Source organism: Bacillus sp. FJAT-27251 (assembly GCF_001273925.1).
Lineage (GTDB): Bacteria > Bacillota > Bacilli > Bacillales > Cytobacillaceae > Mesobacillus_B.
Genome location: NZ_LIGG01000001.1, coordinates 2,764,940 through 2,783,101, shown reverse-complemented (window position 1 = coordinate 2,783,101; position 18,162 = coordinate 2,764,940). Strand labels below are relative to the sequence as shown.

Genomic DNA, 18,162 nt, shown 5'->3' with positions numbered 1-18,162 from the left:
TCTTCTGGGAACGACTTTAAAAAGCGTTCCCAACCGGATAAAAGGTCAGCGAGTTTTCTTTCTTTCTTTCTTCTTTGCGTCGGATACGGCTTTCTTTAGGGTATACAGCTTTTCCTTCAGCTTCGCCATCAGGGCTTCCGCCTTATCCTGTGAAACATAGACTGCAAGATCCGTTGGATTGTAGAGATACACCCCTTGTTGGATAGGCTGAAAGGACACGTTCTCACCGGAATCATAGGATTCTGTCACAATTAAAAGCGGGACTTCCTCCACCCATTCCCCCATTTCCTTTAAGCAGTCTTCCACTTTCTCTCTGTCTTCTTCCTGGATAAGGATGGCGTGGATGAGCAGTTTCGACAGGTTCGGGTTTTTCGTTTTTGTAGCGACTTCTTTTCCCAATTCCGCCATTATCCCTTTTGAGACAAGAAAGTCCTTCACTTTGATGAGGTCGGGATGGGGAGGAAGGTAGCCACGTTCACGAAACGTCCTGAAACGGAAATCAAGATCGGATACTACCGCTTCCATGCCCGCCCTCTCTTCTGCGAGAGAGTCCCAGTTCCTTTGGACTTCTTCTTTCACTTCTTCGTTTCCATATACAGACTCGCATAAATGACCGCATTCACGGGCCAGGGAGAGAACCTCCATTTCCTCTTCTTCCTTGCGGGAGATGACATCGTTCAAGCGTTCTACCTTCTTCTCAAGTTCTGCTCGGAAAGCGTCAAGGGATGCCCGTTCAACCTCGTAGCCTTTATTGATGCTTTCGATATGGGAAATTTCCTGCTGTTTTGCCTGCATGAAACTCGCAAAGGCGGCTTGGATGTTAGAGGAGAAAACCTCATAATGCTCTTTGAGCGAAGCCTCTTTCACGTCCCTATCCMTTTCGTGTTTCAGGCGTGCTTTCTCTCGTTCTTCCCACCAGATTTTTTCAAGGCTTTCCCGGAGGGCGTCCCGTTCAGCCCGGCACTCTTCCAGTCTTTCCTCAAGGAGGGACCGCTCTTTTTCCACTTCCTCAATCAGTGCCTCACGCTTGTCCCGCTCCTTATCTTCGTGTTTGGCTTCCCCCATTTTCATATCCTTATTTTTCTTTTCCAAAAGTTCCGCCGCCTCTTGGTGGTACAGTTCGTTTCTTTGTTCCAATTCCTTTCGCAGGCTGTTTAGACAAGACACGGTTTCTTCCAGTTCCTTTATACAACGAGCCTCCAGCTCGCCCGCCCTTATTCTGGCTTCTTCCCCAACAGCTTGGACAGCCCGATCAGCCGCTGTTTCATATTCGATAAGCCAGGAATCGATGGACTCCACTTCGGCACGGTGGGACGCCCGCCTATCGCGGACTTCATTTTCCGTTTTGCTCCGCTCGTCTTCCCTCTTATAGTTTTGGGCGAGCCCGTTGGACGCTGCAGCGAGGGAGTTTTGGGCCGACCGTTCTTTTTTTTCCCATAGGTACGCCATCTCGCCCTTTTCTTTTCCCACCCGTTCTCTTAGTTCCGGTTCGCTCTTATCGAGTGCGTCAATCCGTTTTTCAAGTTCCTCCACCTGCCGGTGATGGTGAAGATAAGCATCGTAGGCAAGGAAGGAGTAGAGTTCCCGCACCCGTCTTTCCAGATTACCCCTCTTTTCCTTCAGGGACCGAAGGCGATCCTCCATCTTTTCAATCCCGGCGAAATGGGACGTGAGGGCGTTCTTTTCCTTGTAGAGCGGGTAGCTGTCGAGTTTCCACTGTAGTTCGCGTATGTCCCTTTCCTTATCCATGCTCTTTTCCAAGTGACTATTTTGCTGGGATTCCTGGATGCCTTTTTCTTCATCCAGCCACGAAAGTGCCTGTTGATAGCTGCCGAGGGCACTTATCCACTCTTCTTTCGCATAGTGGGTTTGAAACGAGGCCTCTAGGAGCCCTTTTGATGTTTCTTTGAATTGGTCCAATTCCTGTATCTGCCTTTCCATCCGAGGAATGGAAAGAAGACGTTCCTGGTATTTCATGAAATTATCCGCGAGGATATTCCTTGTTTCTTCGGTCGGAAAGTTGGCAACCTCAATCCGGGGAATTAGGATTTTTCGCAAGAGGCGTTCCGACGTGTCAGCGGACGTGAAATATTTTTCCACATCCCCTTCATCACCGTTGATGGAGACAATGGCCTCAAATTCCTCCGGGATGATGTTATAGCTTCTCAACTTTTCTGCATGAAGTCTTATGTCTTCCCTTGAACTTGTAAAGAATTCAAGTCGTTGTTCGAGGCCTGCTGTCTTTGAAAAGTGTACCTTCAAGTCCCTCCAGGAAGACACCTTCCCATCGCGGATGTACGGCAATGTGGATAAGGCGAGTCCATTTTCCATTCTGTGCTGATAAATATAGGTATGATAGCTGAGCGGGTAGCCTCCATTCCCCCGGTCGATGGAAAAATAAAATCCAGTTACGACAAAATAGTCATCAAGCATCCATTCTAGGGCTATATGGCCGTATTTTGAGTGGATGAGTGTATCCTTTAGGTGCCGCTTCCCGATTTTTTTGTTCGGAAGAACCGGCTGGATCAAAAGCTGAACGGTCGTCGTTTTCCCTCCGCCGTTTTCCTGGATTTTTAACGTATCCAACCCTTTGTAAAAATAGGAGACATCATCCATGAGCCGCACTTTGTCATACACGACCCCTGAAATCCGCGACTGATACAATTTCGGCAACACTATTCCCCCTTAACCAGTTCTTCTTTCAAAACTCCAAGCGAGGTGTTGAAAAGGCTGAACAGCTTTTCTTTCCGGCCTTCATCAAAATAAAACTGTTCGACGAGGTCCCTCATTTTTTCCGTCAGCATGATATGGTCGTCGTCGAAATACGAGATCAACTCTTCTTCCTTTAAAAACTCGATGGTTCTAAATACAAATCCTGTTAGGCTTTTTGTTTTTGCAGGATCCTTGGCATCTGCTTTTCCCAACCCGTATTCTTCTATTAAGCGTGCCGCCCCGATCAGGTTTAGCTCGTATTCCGAGCTAAGCTCCTCGATGACCGCCTCGTGTTCGTTCCTTACATATACAAACGTTTCCTTCACCTTCCTTGCGATTTCCGTTACGGATACAAATTGCGTGGCAGGTGTGTAGGAAACTTGGTTCGTGTCATAAAACTCCGCCAATACGTGAAGGATGATTAGGTAAATCAAGTGGTTCGCCTTATTTCCGTCACTGGTGCTAAATCCCCCAATTTTGTTCCGTAATTCCTGGGGCGTATACGACATATAGGGATTATCTAACCCCCGGACAAGATACAGCTTCTCCTCCGGAATTTCGATGATAACTGTATTGGCTTCGCTTGCAAAGGATTTTACCAGATCCCTAACTTCTGGGCGTTTATATAGAAGGAGCATTTCCTGTTTTTCGATAATCCCTTCCTGCAAGAAGGCGTTAAAGAGATAAAAGGCATCGCTTACATCATTTTCCCGGAGCATTTCCTCATTTTTCATGGTTTCCCCTCCTGATTACAAAATCGCTCATGACATACCCATTCCTCAAAAATACCGGTTGATTCCGCTCTCCCTTGCCAATGGAAAACATCCCGAGTTGGTAAATCCCTTCATCCTGTTCACACACATTCATAAGAGCCTTGCTTAACGGAGAAAATACCGCCGTTTTTGAATCTTCCGCCTTGAACAGTTCAATTTCGCCGAATTGATGGAGTTCAAGAATGAACGGGTAAAAATTCCCCCTTGAAAGCAAGTCCTGGTACAACCCCTGATCGGATATGGATTCAACCAATTCGGAAAGAGAGATTTTCTTTTGATGCGTAAGCGGTGTCAAAATGAACCGGAAATACGACTCTAGCCGCGAAACCCGTTTTTCGTCACGTTCTTCTTCCTTCTTCCGGACATATTCCTCGTATTCTTCATCAAACACCCCTACAGCAGTTTCCGCCTCTTGGGTATCCCTTCTTTTATACACCCTTTGCGGCTCAAACACGACTCCTGGATGGAAACTCTTATTGAATTGCCATGTAAACAAGGGGGCAATCATTCTCCAGACATTCTCTGTCGGAGTTCCTTCTTCCACCACTCGCTTTAAGACCTCCTCCCTAAAGTTAACCCGCACCGAAAAGGACTGAGTTATCAAGGATTGTATGGCCTCGGTTGTGAACTTTTGTAGTTCTAGCTTTTTGCCGAACAGTTCATCATGGGCACTCACCATCTCCACTAGCTGCTTTTGAATTTTTTTCACCAAAATGAAGGCGTGGTTTTTTTCTTCCCCGAGGTTGCCTTCATCCCAATCCTTTAGCAGGTCTTTCACTAGCGAGGTCATGTCCAGGAATACCTTTTTCTCGTTTTCGAGTTTCTGATTTACGGACGACAGCCGTTCTTCGATTTTTTCTTTTTTAGCCGGGTCAAGCACGTTTCGCCGAATGTCTTTTTTCAGCCTTTCAATCTCTTCCTTTTCGGTCTGAACGTCCGCTTTCATTTCCCGCAATTCCTGGAGGGCCCCATCAAACACGTTTTTGCTCATCTGCTGCTTGAAAAAAAGTGCCCTGACGGATAGTTTCAACTCCCCGTATAGTTCCTTTGTCTTGAAAAGCATATCTAGGCATTCGTTCGAAAGCCTTAAGTGGGCGAGTCCCTTCCTTCCCTGCTCTTCAATCTCGATCAGGTGGAAAGTATATTGCATCTGGGATTTTTTATTGAAGTCCCAGTATGTGTGTTTGTGAGGTTTCCCGTCATTCATGAGCTGCTTTGCAACGACATACTGGGTCAATCGGTAGGCTTCTTCTTCTTGCAACTCTTTTCCCATCTGGTCGAAAATCAGATAACGCAAAAACGAAGAAATCTTTTCGAGTGTGCAAGTACGTTCGTTTTGGTACATATGTTCAAGGATGTATAGCAGCACAGCCAACCCCAGCTGCCTTAAGGGAAGGTCTGTGTATTCTTCCTTCGTTGATGCATCCAATTTGAAAAGCGGCTTGAACAAAGCAATATTCTTCTCACGCTCTTCGTTATAAAACAATTTCCAATCCTGGTCATTCATTTACATCACCCAATTCATATAGGAAAGAATAATTTAGGCCTTCCTGAGGGAGAATTTGTTTCCCTTTAACTATATTTGTTATTTTACGGGCTTCTTCCTGGCCGAATGAGGCCAAAAACAAATCCAGTCCTTCCACGTCTTTCTGTTCAGATTCATCAAGGTTCCTTATTTTGTCGTAAGCTTTTTTCACCAAATTTTCATAGAAATACCGGCAAGGTCTAATAGTAAATTGGGGATATGAACACATAAGGTGATGCCAAATTGATATCCCTTCAGCATCTATGTCCCCGAAATAATCGAAAATAACTTCTTGCCCGTCGTACTCATCTATTTCATACAGATAGGGGAGGCTTGACAAAATTCGTTTCCCTCCCCCGTACACCAAAAGGTCATATAGTTGCCCACCGAACCAGGCGATACCTTTCTTAAATAATCGTTCAAATGATTTATATGTATCTTTATTTTCTATGACAAGAACTAAAAGGCTTTCTGAAACTATCCATGGCATCCGTTTCCGGTAGGCAAACGGTTCAGGGGAGTAACGGTAGCATAAATCCTCTCTTGTAATCCCCACCCTTGTTAAAATGGATTCGTTCGCCTTTAGCCATTTTTCATGACCGAAAAGGGTAAGTGAGCGTTCGTTCATTTCCCAAACCTTTTCGTTTTGTGGCCTGTTTGTAAGGTAATCGCTGATAACCCGGATTGCGGGTTCGTCCTTTTCCAACTGGACTGTTTTTTTATTGTAATAATCAAGACGGATTGCAGGGTGATACCCCTCTATTGTGATTTCTTTTTTAGAACGGGGAGTACGTTCCGGAGAAATTAGATTCCGGTATTTTATATGAAGCGACGGGTTTCGGCCGTTCCTATGTCCAGCCTTGCTTCTGCCAATCGGGAGAAGTACCGATTTTTCCTGAACAAGTGTTAAAATTGCTTGTGCAAATTCTTGATATGAAATGTATTCATGCAAGAATGCCGCCTGAATATATTTTTCCAGTTCATCCAGCGTAATTGTTTTCCCTTTTTTTGACAAATATTCGACCAGAGATTGTTCTATCACATCCTCATCCTCCCTTTCTATAAATTATATCATGATGTAAGATGGGACTATTAAAGGATTCGCTAAAGATTTTGAACATTGACACTTCCACTCCTATAGGGACAACTTAATTCTTTCGAATCTGTGTGATTCCGAAGTACCATTACGTTCTGGGTCCATTTCTGTTTCGAACTGGTATAAGGTCGGTGTCATCAGCCCGACGTTTCAGACGCTTAGCAAGAGTTCGAGTACCTTAACTGGCGGTGGTACTGTTACCAAAACACTAGGTTTAGGATAAGCCGCTTTCGGTTATTCTGGTCATCATGTCCACATTTGCATATTTTGGAATTATTCGTTGTGTTTCACTATTGAACTTCAAACCCAATCATGATGACCTTGTATTTTATGTATATTTGCAGCTGATAAAATGCACTTGAATGAAGGCTGCGGCCTGCTTCCTTTATTAATTCATCCTTTTCCATATGCCGGTCAAATCTCGCATCCGAATCAAGCAACACCGTTCCAACAGTTTCCACGTCTGGACATTGATTGGCGGAACCCTAGTTGTTTTACCATCTTTTGAAATTGGGGGTGAGTATAGTGCACCCCTTGATCAGAGTGAATTAGCGCGTCTTTATCTTTCTTGAATCTTCTATTCCTCTTAAGTTTATGGAGAGTATCCGTGGCTAAGTCAATGGTCATTCTGTCAGAGACCTGGTAGGCAAGAGCTTCCCCACTAGCCCCATCCAATATCATTGATAAATAAGCTCTAGAATTTTTCCCAAAGCTTAAATAAGTGATGTCGGTTAACAGGGCTTTCCTTGGGACAATGCCCCAATCGAATCGTTCTTTGGACATCTCAAAGATGAAACCTCTATTAAGGCATGCCTAGATTGACAACTATGTAGGAACTGGAGATAGATCATGAGTAAAAAAACATTTACAGAGAAAGAAATCAAACAATTATCCACTAACCCATATGTGAAAACGGTTAGTACAATGGGAATCACTTATACGGATGAATTCAATTAATTTATACTTATCAAATTATAAAAGGATAAAGTATTATATTTCTCAACTTACTATAACCATCATAAGATATAAATGGCATCGAAAAAAATGACCCCTGTACAATACAGAGATCATCTATTACAGGCTGTTTAGGCTTTTTTTTAAATGCGTAATAAACTAATGTGATTGTATAACTAAAAGCAATAATTAGGAAAATATCCATCAATAAATCCTATCCTAATTTCGATTTTCCATATTGATTCGTAATGAAAATCCAATCTCCTTTTAAAACTAATCTGCTCCGTTTGTTCAATAAGGAATTCAAAGGAAAAGGCGGTTAATCCTTACATGGATCAACACACCTTTATACCTTCCTCGAATTTAGAACCTGCTTTTCCAATCATCATAAAAGTTCTGAATGGTAAAATGTATTGCATTTAGAGTAAACTAAAATCGAATGATAGCCCATATTTGCTGTATGCTTCCTAAACAAGTGTTTTTAAATAACTTATTTAACCAATTTTACTGAAACATATGATGATGAGTGAAATCAACACTCAGCTATAACAGAGCATTGTAAAAAGAGGGGTAGAGTTGCCACTGTTACATTATATCGGTAGCTAGAGTATAACTTAACAGCCTGTGGGACCTGGACTTCTTCCATAGAAGGAAGTACTATTCGTCCCCATCCTTTCATGTTTCATCTGTCCCTGCTAAAAAACCCGCCACCATCGGAAACCGCTCAAACCCCTTCTTCATCTCCCGAAACGAAATCACTTCATTTCCCCTGGCAAGCTCGAAATCCAGGCAATATTCGTGACAGTTCAATGGACGCTGCCGAAATGTTTTTGAAAAGAATTCGATTGCCTCAAGTTAGCTGCGGGCAAAGATAAAGACAAATTCCTTCGCACTTTTTTTAGGCAGTAGATACCAACTTTATGAAAACCTAGCAGGTGCCCATGGTGCCTCATAGATATCAACCAACGCCTGCTGGATGGATGTATGATCATCCAGTTTTCCCTGATTGATTTTGCCCAGTTCGGCAATGACTTTGGCAATCACCCAATTGTTCGTGGCAGCGACAGTGAGGATATTCCGCTTTTCCCGCTCCTTCCACAAATCAAGAAGGAGCTTCTCTGTTCCGTCTAACTTCTCTACATCCGCGAAGGACAACAGCTCGGAAAGGTAGGAGATCCCGCCGAATGACTCGAGGTCAGGCAAGGTGGTTAAGTGAAGCAAATCAATATTCATGCCAGCCCGGTTGAACTCCACCATTCTCCGCATTAATTCTTTATGCCTTGTACTTTTCTGCTGTTCAGGTTGAATCACGGTCATTTAGTTCATCGGTGACGAGCCGTACGCACATATCCTGATTGCAGACTTAATCGAAAAAATACCTATGTAATAACCGGCTTGCCAACACGGCAGCCGGTTTTTCTTATTATTGAAGCTTGCCTCTCTACTACGCTAAAGGGTGCCTGACCCCCGTCACTACGTTAAAGGGTGCCTGACCCCGTTATTGTTAACCCAGCGTAAAGTTTTGGTTAAGAATATCCCTTTGACAGGGACGAGGTAAGTATAGAGGGAATACAAGATATGAAGGAAAAACCTTGGGATGCAGCCTGCCAAACGCTCCGCACTCCCATTCGCTTAGCGTGCCAGTTTATTAAGCTACCACAATTGGGGCAAATCCGCCCATGCCTTTCAGGACTTTTATCCCTCTTTCTCCTTACAAATATGGTTTATAGTAAGATAGTATTCTAAAAAAACACAAAAATAGACAAAAAAGGTGGGGAATAGTGAAAACTGTATCATTTGTATCAAGAATCATTTGCATCCTGGTTATTTTCACTCTGTTTGTTTCGATTGATGGCAATAGGGCGGAGGCCGCCTATACCTATCAGGAAAAGGTCAATGTGGACATCCTGAATGTACGTGCCAACGCCGGGACAGGCTATGCCATCATAGGAAAACTGAAGAAAGATCAAGTCGTAACCGTTCACGATAATCGACAAGGATGGTCAAAAATCGCCTTTGGACAAGGATACGGCTGGGTTTCATCACAATATTTGACAAACGTCACGTGGACCGGCTATGTCAACGCAACGACTCTGAACGTAAGAAGTACACCGAGCACAACCGCCAGAATCCTGACACAAGTAGGCACAGGCACGGCGGTTACCGTTCAGGGGAAGAACGGAAGCTGGATGAAGGTATACATCCCGTCTAAAAGAATCACGGGGTGGGTGCACGGAGACTATATCTCTAACAAAGCGACATCTACTGCTTCACAGCCTTCAACCTGGACCGGCTATGTCAACGCAACGACCCTGAACGTCAGAAGTGCACCGAGTACAACCGCCAGGATCCTGACACAAATAGGCACAGGCACGGCGGTTACCGTTCAGGGAAAGGACGGAAGCTGGATGAAGGTATACATCCCATCTAAAAAAGTGACGGGATGGGTACATAGCGATTACATCTCCAATAAAGCATCTGCCTCGGCACAAGTCGTCCTACTGCATAATACGAATCTGCGCCGAGGCCCGGGAACCAGCTACGGAATCATCTCCGTTGAACCAGCTGGAACTTCTCTGACAAAAATCGGTCAATCCAACGACTGGATCCAGGTGAGAAGAAAAGACGGCGTCACCGGCTGGGTGGCAGGCTGGCTTGTAGGAAGTGCTCAAAGCTCTCCGCTAAAAGGCAAAACCGTCTTGCTTGATCCAGGCCATGGAGGAATCGATGGCGGCGCGAGCGGCAGGCTGTATGTAGAAAAAAGACTGAACCTTAGCACAGCGCTCAAACTGGGAAGCCTCCTGCAGCAAGCCGGGGCAAAAGTGATCTACACTCGCAGCAGCGACATCTATGTCTCCCTTAATCAAAGGGTGGCAATCAGCAACCAGTCAAACGCCGATGCCTTCATAAGCATTCATTATAATTCCTGCACAGGAGTCTGCTCCGGGATCGAGACGTTTTACTACAGCATGTCTAAAGACAGTGCGCTGGCCCGTTCCATCCAGAACAACCTGATTAAATCCACTCAGCTTAGAGACCGCGGGACCAAATACGGCGCGTACCGAGTCATCCGCAACAACCACCGTCCCGCCGCTATGGTGGAGCTTGGCTTCCTGTCCAATCCGACTGAAGAAAGACTGATTGGCTCCACCTCACACCAGAAAAAGGCTGCACAAGGGATTTACAATGGATTGGTGGAGTATTTGAAATAGCATAGCCAAGATAAAGCTCGGGGCCCCTGAAAATCTTTCGTTTTTTGTTGGTTTTCTCCAAGGGGCACAGAAAAAAGCCGACCCACTTCTGTTTTTTTACGAGTTGGGTTGGCTTTTTCTTATACTCAAGGTCTGTATCTATCTTTTGTTACCCTAGTAGCTTTAGTATTCTTTTCCTATAGAAGCATGGGGACGGTTCTCCTTGCTTCCTTGTGAGCATCACGGCTGAAGGGAAACACAAGGTGGTTTTAAAGCCTTATTCAAAGTCATTTGAGGAAGCATTCCATTCTTATTCGAAACGAACTAGCCATCTATTTATACTAGCCCCCTAGTTTTTAGTATCTTTAATACTACAAATTATCCACACTGTTAGTAGATTTTTCTCGATCACTTTATTTAATACTTTTTGATCTAGACAAGAGTTTTATAAATCCATCAGTATCTCCATCTATAATGACCCACAATAGGTTGTTTATAAGAAGTAAGTTTAATTTCCGATGCAAAKGGAGGAGTGTTATGAATTAAATAAGGTATCCCATCTTTTGTCCGTTTATCAGAAATGATGCCTGCGTGGTCTGTACCCTCCAAATAAATAACAATATCCCCCGGTTGCCACTGCGCTAAATTCTCAGGATCATTTGGAATCAATTCGGTCGTCAGAGACTCGGTGAATCGTTGAAAAAAGACATGCTGATTGGGAACCCGCCTGAAATCGATATGGGGATCAGGATTTCCATCTACCCGTGGATATAAAGATGGATTGTCATTAATATCCTGATCCATCAAATCTTTTAATTGGATGCCTGCTCCGGCCAATCCTCTCCAAATAACATCCGTGCATACACCCTCGCTGTCTGGCGGGTAACCTCCTTCATAATAAGCACTCTTGTATAGTGTCCGATTCTCCACTTCTTTCCTGGCAGTATTCACTATGTCTAGTGGATCGGCCACACCATTCTCATTTTTATCAACCCTTATATAATTTTCCTTTACTGTTACTTTTTCACTTAAAGGACTATCAAGATGAATACCCGCCATATCCAAAATCAGACCGTCCCTAAAAAATATAGAAAACAATATTACCGCCACTACCAATGCCATACAAACACGCAAAGATACTTTTTTCAATTTCATTTTTCTACCTCAATTCATTAAACAAATAACTCACATTGGAATATATCCTTTTGTTAAATAAACATAAATACCCACAGGGATAAAACTGAATGTAAAAACTCTCTGCTTATACTGATCGTCATTAAGGCATATATGTTATCATTGAAGAGTCTAATAATTTAAAATATTTTAGGCGATGTTTGTTTTCGAAGTCGATATTATGCCAAAAAAGGGGATTACGACTAACTAATCAAATTTGTTTATTGTTTCCCTAAATTTCGAAAGGGGAAAAATTATTTGAATCAAACTTTATTAGTTATTGATGCACAACAAGAATTAATTGATGGAAATCAAGATGCAAGTCCAATTTTCAATAAAAAGCAACTTATTAGGAACATCAATATGGTGATTAATAAAGCAAGAGAATCAGGTGTTCCGATTGTATTTGTAAGGGACCTTGATGTTGCAAAGGGAGAAGGTAATGGATTCCAAGTTCACAATGAAATCCATTTGCCTAATGAAGCAAGAATTTTCGACAAATCTGCAACAAACTCCTTTTATGGGACAGGTCTTATAGAATATTTAAAATCCCAGCATATTCAACATATTGTGATTATGGGATGTGAAACACAACATTGTATAGATAGTGCAGTCAGAACCGCAACGGTCAGTGGTTTTGATGTAACATTAGTTGGTGATGGCCATTCAACATTGGGCAATGATGTCTTAAGCCCAGAACAAATTATAAAACATCATAATACTACACTTCACGGTCATTATAATGTGGATCATTTTTCTATTGTCAGAAATTCAGGGGAGGATTTATTTCGTCCAACTCACGATTCATATAGGGAAGATTGAAGGTGTCACTTAACATCATCATGCTTTAATTCGGTTTTCGTACTGGAAAACCAACTCTTCACAATAAGTTTGTTTTCCCTTACTCTTCTTTAAGTCCCCTTTTGTTCAATAAGGAATTCAACAAGAAAGGCGGCTAATCCTTCCTGGATCCAACCGCACTCGTAAGTTTTAATACTGGCACCTCTGATAGTTAACAGTGAGAATGAGATACAATATTGGCTGTATGTTATCTAAACAAATGTTTTCAAATAACTTATTTAACTTACTTAATTGAAACTTATGATGATATTGATTCCACGCTTATAACTATTGATAACGCTATGCATGTAAGCTTACAAGACCTCTAGTTTTAAAGGTTCCTTTATAAAAGGCTCTGTTAATATTCATTCAATTATTAAGGGGAGAATTTCCGGTTATTGTACGCAGAGGTACCATAAAAAGCAGAAATAAGGGGAGAAATTTCCCTTATCTTCTCAAAACAAGGCAATTTCATAGATTCTGAGCCGGATAGCCGGAAAAACTCCTCTTATTTTAAGGGAAATATGGATATTTCCCGAATTAACCGGACTTTCTCCCTTTATTTTTTTGGGGACCTGGACTCCCCCCCCAGTGAAGGAAGTACCATTCGCCCCCATCCTTTCCGGGTTTCATCTCCCCCTCCTAAAAACCCCCGCCACCGCCGGAAACCTCTCAAACTCCTTCTTCATCTCCCGAAACGAAATCACTTCATTTCCCCTGACAAGTTCGAAATCCAGGCAAGATTCGTGGCAGTTCAATGGGCGCTGTCGATAGGTCCTGGTGAAGAAGTGGATGGCCTCCAGTTCGCTGCCGGCAAAGATAAAGACAAACTCTTTTGCACTTCTTTTCAGGGAGTAGATGCCTACCTTATGAAAACCCAGGAAGTTGTTATCAATCATTTCCGCTACTTTCTGTTGATCGGCTTGGTAAAGGTCGATTTGGTCCATGTGATCCTCTAATGATATCTTCTTCTCCGCCAGCAAATGGAAGATATAATGGGCTAATGGGGATGCTTCTAAAGTGATCGCTTCCAGGTAAACATCTTTCACCAACATGTGAGTACACCTCGAATTTAGTTTTTTATCGTCGTACTTCAAAGACTATGCAAGGGGTAGGCTCTCTTGCTTTTGGTCCTCAATCCGCCCGGTATGCTGGTTGTAATCCGCGGCGATGGTTCCCACGGGGCCGTTTCGATTTTTCGAGACAATGATTTGAAGGGACTTATCCTGAGATTCCTTGTCATAATAAGCTTCACGATATAAAAACAAAATAACATCGGCATCCTGTTCCACACTGCCCGATTCCCGAATATCCGACATCATCGGGCGTTTATCGGCTCTGGACTCTACGGATCGATTGAGCTGCGCCAGGCAAATGACCGGGCAATCAAAATCCTTCGCCATCGTTTTGAGGGATTTGGATATTTCCGTTACTTGCAGATGAGCGTTCCCGCCGTAAGGTTGACTGGGTGAAATCAGAGTTAAGTAATCAATGAAAAGAATTGGTTTCTTGTTGGGAAACTGATGCATCAGCTTCCTCACTTTTGCTCTCATTTCTGCGATACTCTGTCCCGCACCATCAAATATCTGGATATGGGTTTCCGTAAGGCGCCCAATTACCCCCGGCCATCTTTCCTTTTGGCCCTCATTCAGCATGGTTTTCGGGTCTCGCATCTTTGCCCGGTTAAAGCCTCCTGCTGAGGCAATTAAACGGGATGTGATTTGCTTTTCTGGCATCTCCAGGGAAAATACGATCGGCAGGTACCCTGCCCACCCGGTCATTTTGGCAAAGTGAAGCATCACGTCGGTTTTCCCCATCGATGGCCTGGCTGCGAGAATCGTCACTTCCCCGTCCTGAAAGCCTCCCGTTACTTCGTCAAGCTTCTGGATTCCGGTTGTCGCGCTTTTCAAGACTTCCTGCTCTGCCCATGGCGCTTCATAGATATCGACCAAAGCCTGCTGGATGGAGGTATGATCCTCCATTTTTCCCTGATTGATTTTATCCAGTTCGGCAATGACTTTGCTAATCTCCCAATTGTTCATGGCAGCCATGTTCAGGATATTCCGCTTTTCCCGCTCCTTCCACAAATCAAGAAGGAGCTTCTCCGTTCCGTCAAATTTCTCTACATCCGCGAAGGATAACAGCTCGGAAAGGTAGGAAATCCCGCCGAATGACTCGAGGTCAGATAGGGTGGTCAGGTGAAGCAAGTCAATATTTTTGCCAGCCTGGTTGAATTCCACCATTCTTCGCATTAATTCTTTATGCCTTGTACTTTCCAGCTGTTCAGGCTGAATCACGGTGTCCTTGAGCAAGTACTCCGCCTTCATCAGGCTTCCGAGGAACGTTTTTTCAGCGATGCTCATGATTCCTCCCCCGCATTTAGGTCGAGCTTAAATTCCCCTGGTATGGCTCTTCCGGCAGAACACGGTTGTTTGGATGCTCTTGCTTTAGTCTCAGGGTTTTGGTTCTCCTGGCAGGCATCAATTTCTTCTACGGTCAGCAATGATTCGTTTTCCCAGTTTTTTAAAATCCCGACAACATAGTTCAGCTTCCGCTTGTTATTGCTGCATGCAATCTCCATCGCTTTTAAAATCAAGGCTTTCGGCTGCAGAAAACGGGAATCATCCAGCCAGGCTAACAGCTGCTGCTTTGCGTTCACGTTCGAAAACCCGAAGCCATTATTGTCCCAGAACGCAATGATTTCTTGAACGTCTTCATTTTTCAGCTGGGTTTTAGAAGAAGCTTCCATGTCCGGATTATTCTCTATACTTGGATCGAACTCTTTTTGTTGTTGTTTTTCTTTTTCTTTTTTATTTTCTTTTTCTTTTTGCCCACGTATCGTCTGACGGCGCGGCAACGTATCGTGAACTTCTTCTTTTTCGGTTATGTATGGGTGATTTTCCCCTTGCTCGTCAATATGTATATCTTCCTTGGCACAAAATGAAAGATATAGAGAACGAACATCCTGTTTATGGATCGGATCCGCTACGTATTGAATCAGCGAGAGGTCCTCCACCTCTTTTAATTCGGAACTAATGCAATCCATGACCGGCTTTCCGCCGTTATGGATATTTTCCTTCGCCCAGTTTTTAATGGCAATTTCCCTTGTGTTAGGATTGTAGCGGATCAGCTGGTGATGGTGAATGAACCGCTCCATCAACGAATGAACACTCTCAATCGAATAGCCCAAATCAAACGCCATTTGTTTCTTCGTAATTTTATAAATCCCGCTTTGCGTCGTATTCGGATTTGTTAGCAGATAAAGATAAAAATACCGATCCTCCGGAGTCATCTCCTCCGAAACAACCGGATTCTTCCAAAAACCAGTCTGCACCATTCGATACTTTGCCATCCTAAACCMCCCCTGCCTATAAAATGCCTTCCATATTCTATATAGGGATTATGGACAAAAATGGACGGGGTGAAATTTTGAACATTTTGTGAAGCATAGGGACGGTTCTCATTCCTTCTGATCGCCTTAGTAATAAGTTGGAATGTTCCTAAAGAAAAGGGCTTTTTAAGAAAAGGTTTTGAGGCTCAAGAAATATGTTGGCATGTAAATTGCGTATATAGTAAAGTGGCTTAGTAAATGTTTATAAGGCCTTGCTCGTTTTATACGGGGTACCGAAGACGGTGTGTTTAAATGATACGCTGTCTTTTAAATTGAACCGTGAATGCTAACACTAACTAACAAACAAATGATTCTAGAGGTGAAAATATCATGCAAATTACTAAGGAAGACAAAAGCGTACTACTGACCTATTCTAGGACCAATCCTTTTCCTGGAAGGGTCATCAAAAACGTAAACTTGAATAGGTTGGGTTCTAAAAAAGAAACCAGGCATATTGAATTGTCTTTAGAAGGTTCAGGACTATCTTATAATCCAGGAGACGCGCTTGGTATTGTCCCCTCAAATGATCCAGAGCTCGTTGCTGCTCTTCTAGAGGAAATGCAATGGGATGAAGATACAATTGTAACGATTAATAAGCAAGGTGAAACTCTTCCATTAAAAGATGCCTTAACAAATTCCTTTGAAATTACGCTATTATCAAAAAAGGTTTTACAGCAAGCAGCGGAATTAACGGATAACGAAGAGTTGAAGAACCTTGTATTGGTGGAAAATGCACACAAATTGAAAGAATATGCTGATGGCCGTGATTTGCTTGATATGTTATGGGATTTCGGTCCATGGAAGGCTTCCGCCCGGGAGATTGTTTCTTTATTAAGAAAAATGCCACCTCGCCTCTATTCCATTGCCAGCAGCATAGCTGCCCACCCAGGTGAAGTTCATCTGACCATTGGGGCTGTGCGTTACACTGCTCATGGACGAAACCACAAAGGTGTATGTTCTGTTCAGGTAGCGGAACGGGTTCAGGAAGGAGACACATTGCCAGTTTTTATCCAGCCCAATAAACATTTTCGTCTTCCAGAAGATCATGACCAGGATATCATTATGGTTGGTCCTGGAACAGGCATTGCCCCGTTCCGTTCCTTTATCGAAGAACGTGCTTTGAATAAATCAACTGGGCGAAATTGGCTATTCTTTGGTGACCAATATTCTGCTTCAGATTTCCTTTATCAAGATGAATTGGAAAAATATCACCAACTAGGCGTACTTACAAAATTAGATACCGCTTTTTCACGTGATACTGAGAAAAAAGTATATGTCCAAGATAAAATGGAGGAAAACAGCAAAGAATTGTATGAATGGCTGGAAAATGGGGCTATTTTCTATGTCTGTGGAGATAAGGCGCATATGGCCAAAGACGTTCACAATATGCTATTACAAATCATTGAAAAAGAAGGCGACAGGACTGCCGAAGAGGCAGAAACCTATCTGAATGATTTAAAAAAACAAGGCCGTTATAAGCGAGATGTGTATTAAAGTTATAAAGAGTGACTCCACAGCAGATTGTGAGTCACTCTTTTTTTTAGAAGCAGTGGGACGGTTCTCATTGCTACCAAGTGCATGAAAAAAAGACTTCGTGTGAAGTCTTAATTTAATCGAGATTGAACTATTTCAATCAATTTATCAGTCATATCATTCGAAACAGTATAAATGGTGTGTGTATCTTCTGTTTTCATAATTGTGCTTCTCTGTCCTTTTTTGCCTATCCATAAATATAAACTTTGATGATTATCGTTACCATAAAAGACATCCATATAAAATTCGGGGTCAGCTATATCAACTATACCAGGTTCTCTTTCGGCACTTGAAAAGATGTCCTGAAAGACTTTTAGGGTTTCTTCATCATCAAAGTCCATTTCATTGGAGCCTTTTGTTTTTGAGATGCTGATGCTTTTAAAATCATTGTTGAATGATAGTTTTTTATCGCTTTCCGATATAGCAGTACGATTAGCAGAGGTTTCAGTCGTGTTTTCTTTTGATTGACAAGCAAAAAGAATCGAAGAGAAGGATAGTATTAAAACCGACAAAAGGATAATATTTCTCAAGTCATATTACCTCCAAAGCATTTATTTTTAACTACCTCTCTAATTAGACGAGTCAAATCCTCCAAATGATTCTCAAAAAACAGCTAATCTGGCTTTTTGGAAAGCCTCTTTACTATCCGAACTGTAAAGACCCATTACTGACTGCTGCAGCTTCGGCTTCGCCACGAACGTGCCTTCCCCCTGGATCCGGTAAAGCTGTCCTTCCTGGACGCTCTTCAATTGCTTTTTTCGCCGTATTGCGGCTCACACTGTATTCATTCATCAATTGATTCTCCGAGGGAATCTTATCCCCGGGCTTCCAATGCCCGCTATCAATCGAATCCTTTAACCTTTCCTTGAGTTGATGGTAAAGGGGAATCACACTATCACTTTGCAGCGGCTTCACAACAATCAACCTTCCTCAACAAAAGGTGCCTGTCCCCCCCACTCGCTTGATAACTGTCA

Annotated in this window: 15 protein-coding genes and 1 pseudogene; 3 read left to right on the top strand and 13 right to left on the bottom strand. The window is 43.0% G+C overall.

Annotated features, from left to right (window positions below; all coding sequences use genetic code 11):
• Window positions 1-45: 45 nt before the first annotated feature.
• From ADU22_RS13085 to ADU22_RS13060, 7 genes and pseudogenes are all read right to left on the bottom strand, one after another.
• Window positions 46-2,673: a hypothetical protein gene (locus ADU22_RS13085; protein ID WP_053362547.1), complete on the bottom strand. Its 2,628-nt coding sequence runs from the start codon at window positions 2,671-2,673 to the stop codon at window positions 46-48.
• Between the two features lie 2 nt (window positions 2,674-2,675).
• Window positions 2,676-3,446 carry a DUF6063 family protein gene (locus ADU22_RS13080; protein WP_053362546.1) on the bottom strand — a complete coding sequence of 257 codons (771 nt, stop codon included), beginning with the start codon at window positions 3,444-3,446 and terminating at the stop codon, window positions 2,676-2,678.
• Entirely contained in the window at window positions 3,436-4,992 is a 1,557-nt protein-coding gene (locus ADU22_RS13075) for a hypothetical protein (RefSeq protein WP_053362545.1), read from the bottom strand. Before ADU22_RS13075 ends, ADU22_RS13080 begins: the two co-directional genes overlap by 11 nt.
• Complete coding sequence (locus tag ADU22_RS13070; protein WP_053362544.1) at window positions 4,985-6,052, bottom strand: hypothetical protein; 1,068 nt, start codon at window positions 6,050-6,052, stop codon at window positions 4,985-4,987. The genes ADU22_RS13075 and ADU22_RS13070 overlap by 8 nt, the downstream gene beginning before the upstream one ends.
• Before the next feature lie 344 nt (window positions 6,053-6,396).
• On the bottom strand, window positions 6,397-6,549 hold the full coding sequence (locus ADU22_RS24650; RefSeq protein WP_156324348.1) for a hypothetical protein: 153 nt from the start codon (window positions 6,547-6,549) through the stop codon (window positions 6,397-6,399).
• Between the two features lies 1 nt (window position 6,550).
• Window positions 6,551-6,856, bottom strand: a pseudogene (locus ADU22_RS13065) (DDE-type integrase/transposase/recombinase); the annotation flags it as partial.
• 1,122 nt (window positions 6,857-7,978) lie between these two features.
• The gene (locus tag ADU22_RS13060; protein ID WP_053362543.1) at window positions 7,979-8,377 is read right to left on the bottom strand and encodes a hypothetical protein; all 399 of its coding nucleotides are present in this window, start codon (window positions 8,375-8,377) and stop codon (window positions 7,979-7,981) included.
• A gap of 464 nt (window positions 8,378-8,841) precedes the next feature.
• Between ADU22_RS13060 and ADU22_RS13055 the strand changes: the two genes are divergently transcribed.
• Complete coding sequence (locus ADU22_RS13055) at window positions 8,842-10,272, top strand: N-acetylmuramoyl-L-alanine amidase family protein (RefSeq protein WP_053362542.1); 1,431 nt, start codon at window positions 8,842-8,844, stop codon at window positions 10,270-10,272.
• Window positions 10,273-10,707: 435 nt separating this feature from the next.
• Here the strand turns inward: ADU22_RS13055 and ADU22_RS13050 are convergent, their stop codons facing one another.
• The gene (locus tag ADU22_RS13050; RefSeq protein WP_053362541.1) at window positions 10,708-11,406 is read right to left on the bottom strand and encodes a DUF1287 domain-containing protein; all 699 of its coding nucleotides are present in this window, start codon (window positions 11,404-11,406) and stop codon (window positions 10,708-10,710) included.
• A gap of 276 nt (window positions 11,407-11,682) precedes the next feature.
• Between ADU22_RS13050 and ADU22_RS13045 the strand changes: the two genes are divergently transcribed.
• Window positions 11,683-12,246 (top strand): cysteine hydrolase family protein, encoded by a 564-nt coding sequence (locus ADU22_RS13045; protein WP_053362540.1) that lies wholly within the window; start codon window positions 11,683-11,685, stop codon window positions 12,244-12,246.
• A gap of 647 nt (window positions 12,247-12,893) precedes the next feature.
• Here ADU22_RS13045 and ADU22_RS13040 read toward each other — a convergent pair.
• Genes ADU22_RS13040 through ADU22_RS13030 form a run of 3 tightly spaced genes read right to left on the bottom strand, consistent with a single transcriptional unit; the run spans window position 12,894 to window position 15,616 of the window.
• Complete coding sequence (locus tag ADU22_RS13040) at window positions 12,894-13,319, bottom strand: hypothetical protein (protein WP_053362539.1); 426 nt, start codon at window positions 13,317-13,319, stop codon at window positions 12,894-12,896.
• Window positions 13,320-13,364: 45 nt separating this feature from the next.
• Entirely contained in the window at window positions 13,365-14,627 is a 1,263-nt protein-coding gene (locus ADU22_RS13035; RefSeq protein ID WP_053362538.1) for a DnaB-like helicase C-terminal domain-containing protein, read from the bottom strand.
• Window positions 14,624-15,616, bottom strand: a complete 993-nt coding sequence (locus ADU22_RS13030) for a DnaD domain protein (protein ID WP_231687878.1) — start codon at window positions 15,614-15,616, stop codon at window positions 14,624-14,626. Before ADU22_RS13030 ends, ADU22_RS13035 begins: the two co-directional genes overlap by 4 nt.
• 369 nt (window positions 15,617-15,985) lie before the next feature.
• On the opposite strand from ADU22_RS13030, the gene ADU22_RS13025 reads away from it, so the two are divergent.
• Window positions 15,986-17,149 (top strand): sulfite reductase subunit alpha, encoded by a 1,164-nt coding sequence (locus ADU22_RS13025; protein WP_053362537.1) that lies wholly within the window; start codon window positions 15,986-15,988, stop codon window positions 17,147-17,149.
• 110 nt (window positions 17,150-17,259) lie between these two features.
• On the opposite strand, the gene ADU22_RS13020 is transcribed toward ADU22_RS13025, so the two are convergent.
• Window positions 17,260-17,718, bottom strand: coding sequence for a YhfM domain-containing protein (locus ADU22_RS13020; protein WP_053362536.1), 459 nt, complete (start codon window positions 17,716-17,718; stop codon window positions 17,260-17,262).
• A 112-nt stretch (window positions 17,719-17,830) separates the two neighbouring features.
• Window positions 17,831-18,103 (bottom strand): GntR family transcriptional regulator, encoded by a 273-nt coding sequence (locus ADU22_RS13015; protein WP_231687877.1) that lies wholly within the window; start codon window positions 18,101-18,103, stop codon window positions 17,831-17,833.
• Between the last annotated feature and the right edge of the window lie 59 nt (window positions 18,104-18,162).

Bases quoted from the DNA above. Each gene is read 5' to 3' on its own strand.
- ADU22_RS13080 (WP_053362546.1), bottom strand. From the start codon at position 3,446: ATGAAAAATGAGGAAATGCTCCGGGAAAATGATGTAAGCGATGCCTTT.
- ADU22_RS13075 (WP_053362545.1), bottom strand. From the start codon at position 4,992: ATGAATGACCAGGATTGGAAATTGTTTTATAACGAAGAGCGTGAGAAG.
- ADU22_RS13060 (WP_053362543.1), bottom strand. From the start codon at position 8,377: ATGACCGTGATTCAACCTGAACAGCAGAAAAGTACAAGGCATAAAGAA.
- ADU22_RS13040 (WP_053362539.1), bottom strand. From the start codon at position 13,319: ATGTTGGTGAAAGATGTTTACCTGGAAGCGATCACTTTAGAAGCATCC.
- ADU22_RS13035 (WP_053362538.1), bottom strand. From the start codon at position 14,627: ATGAGCATCGCTGAAAAAACGTTCCTCGGAAGCCTGATGAAGGCGGAG.
- ADU22_RS13030 (WP_231687878.1), bottom strand. From the start codon at position 15,616: ATGGCAAAGTATCGAATGGTGCAGACTGGTTTTTGGAAGAATCCGGTT.
- ADU22_RS13025 (WP_053362537.1), top strand. From the start codon at position 15,986: ATGCAAATTACTAAGGAAGACAAAAGCGTACTACTGACCTATTCTAGG.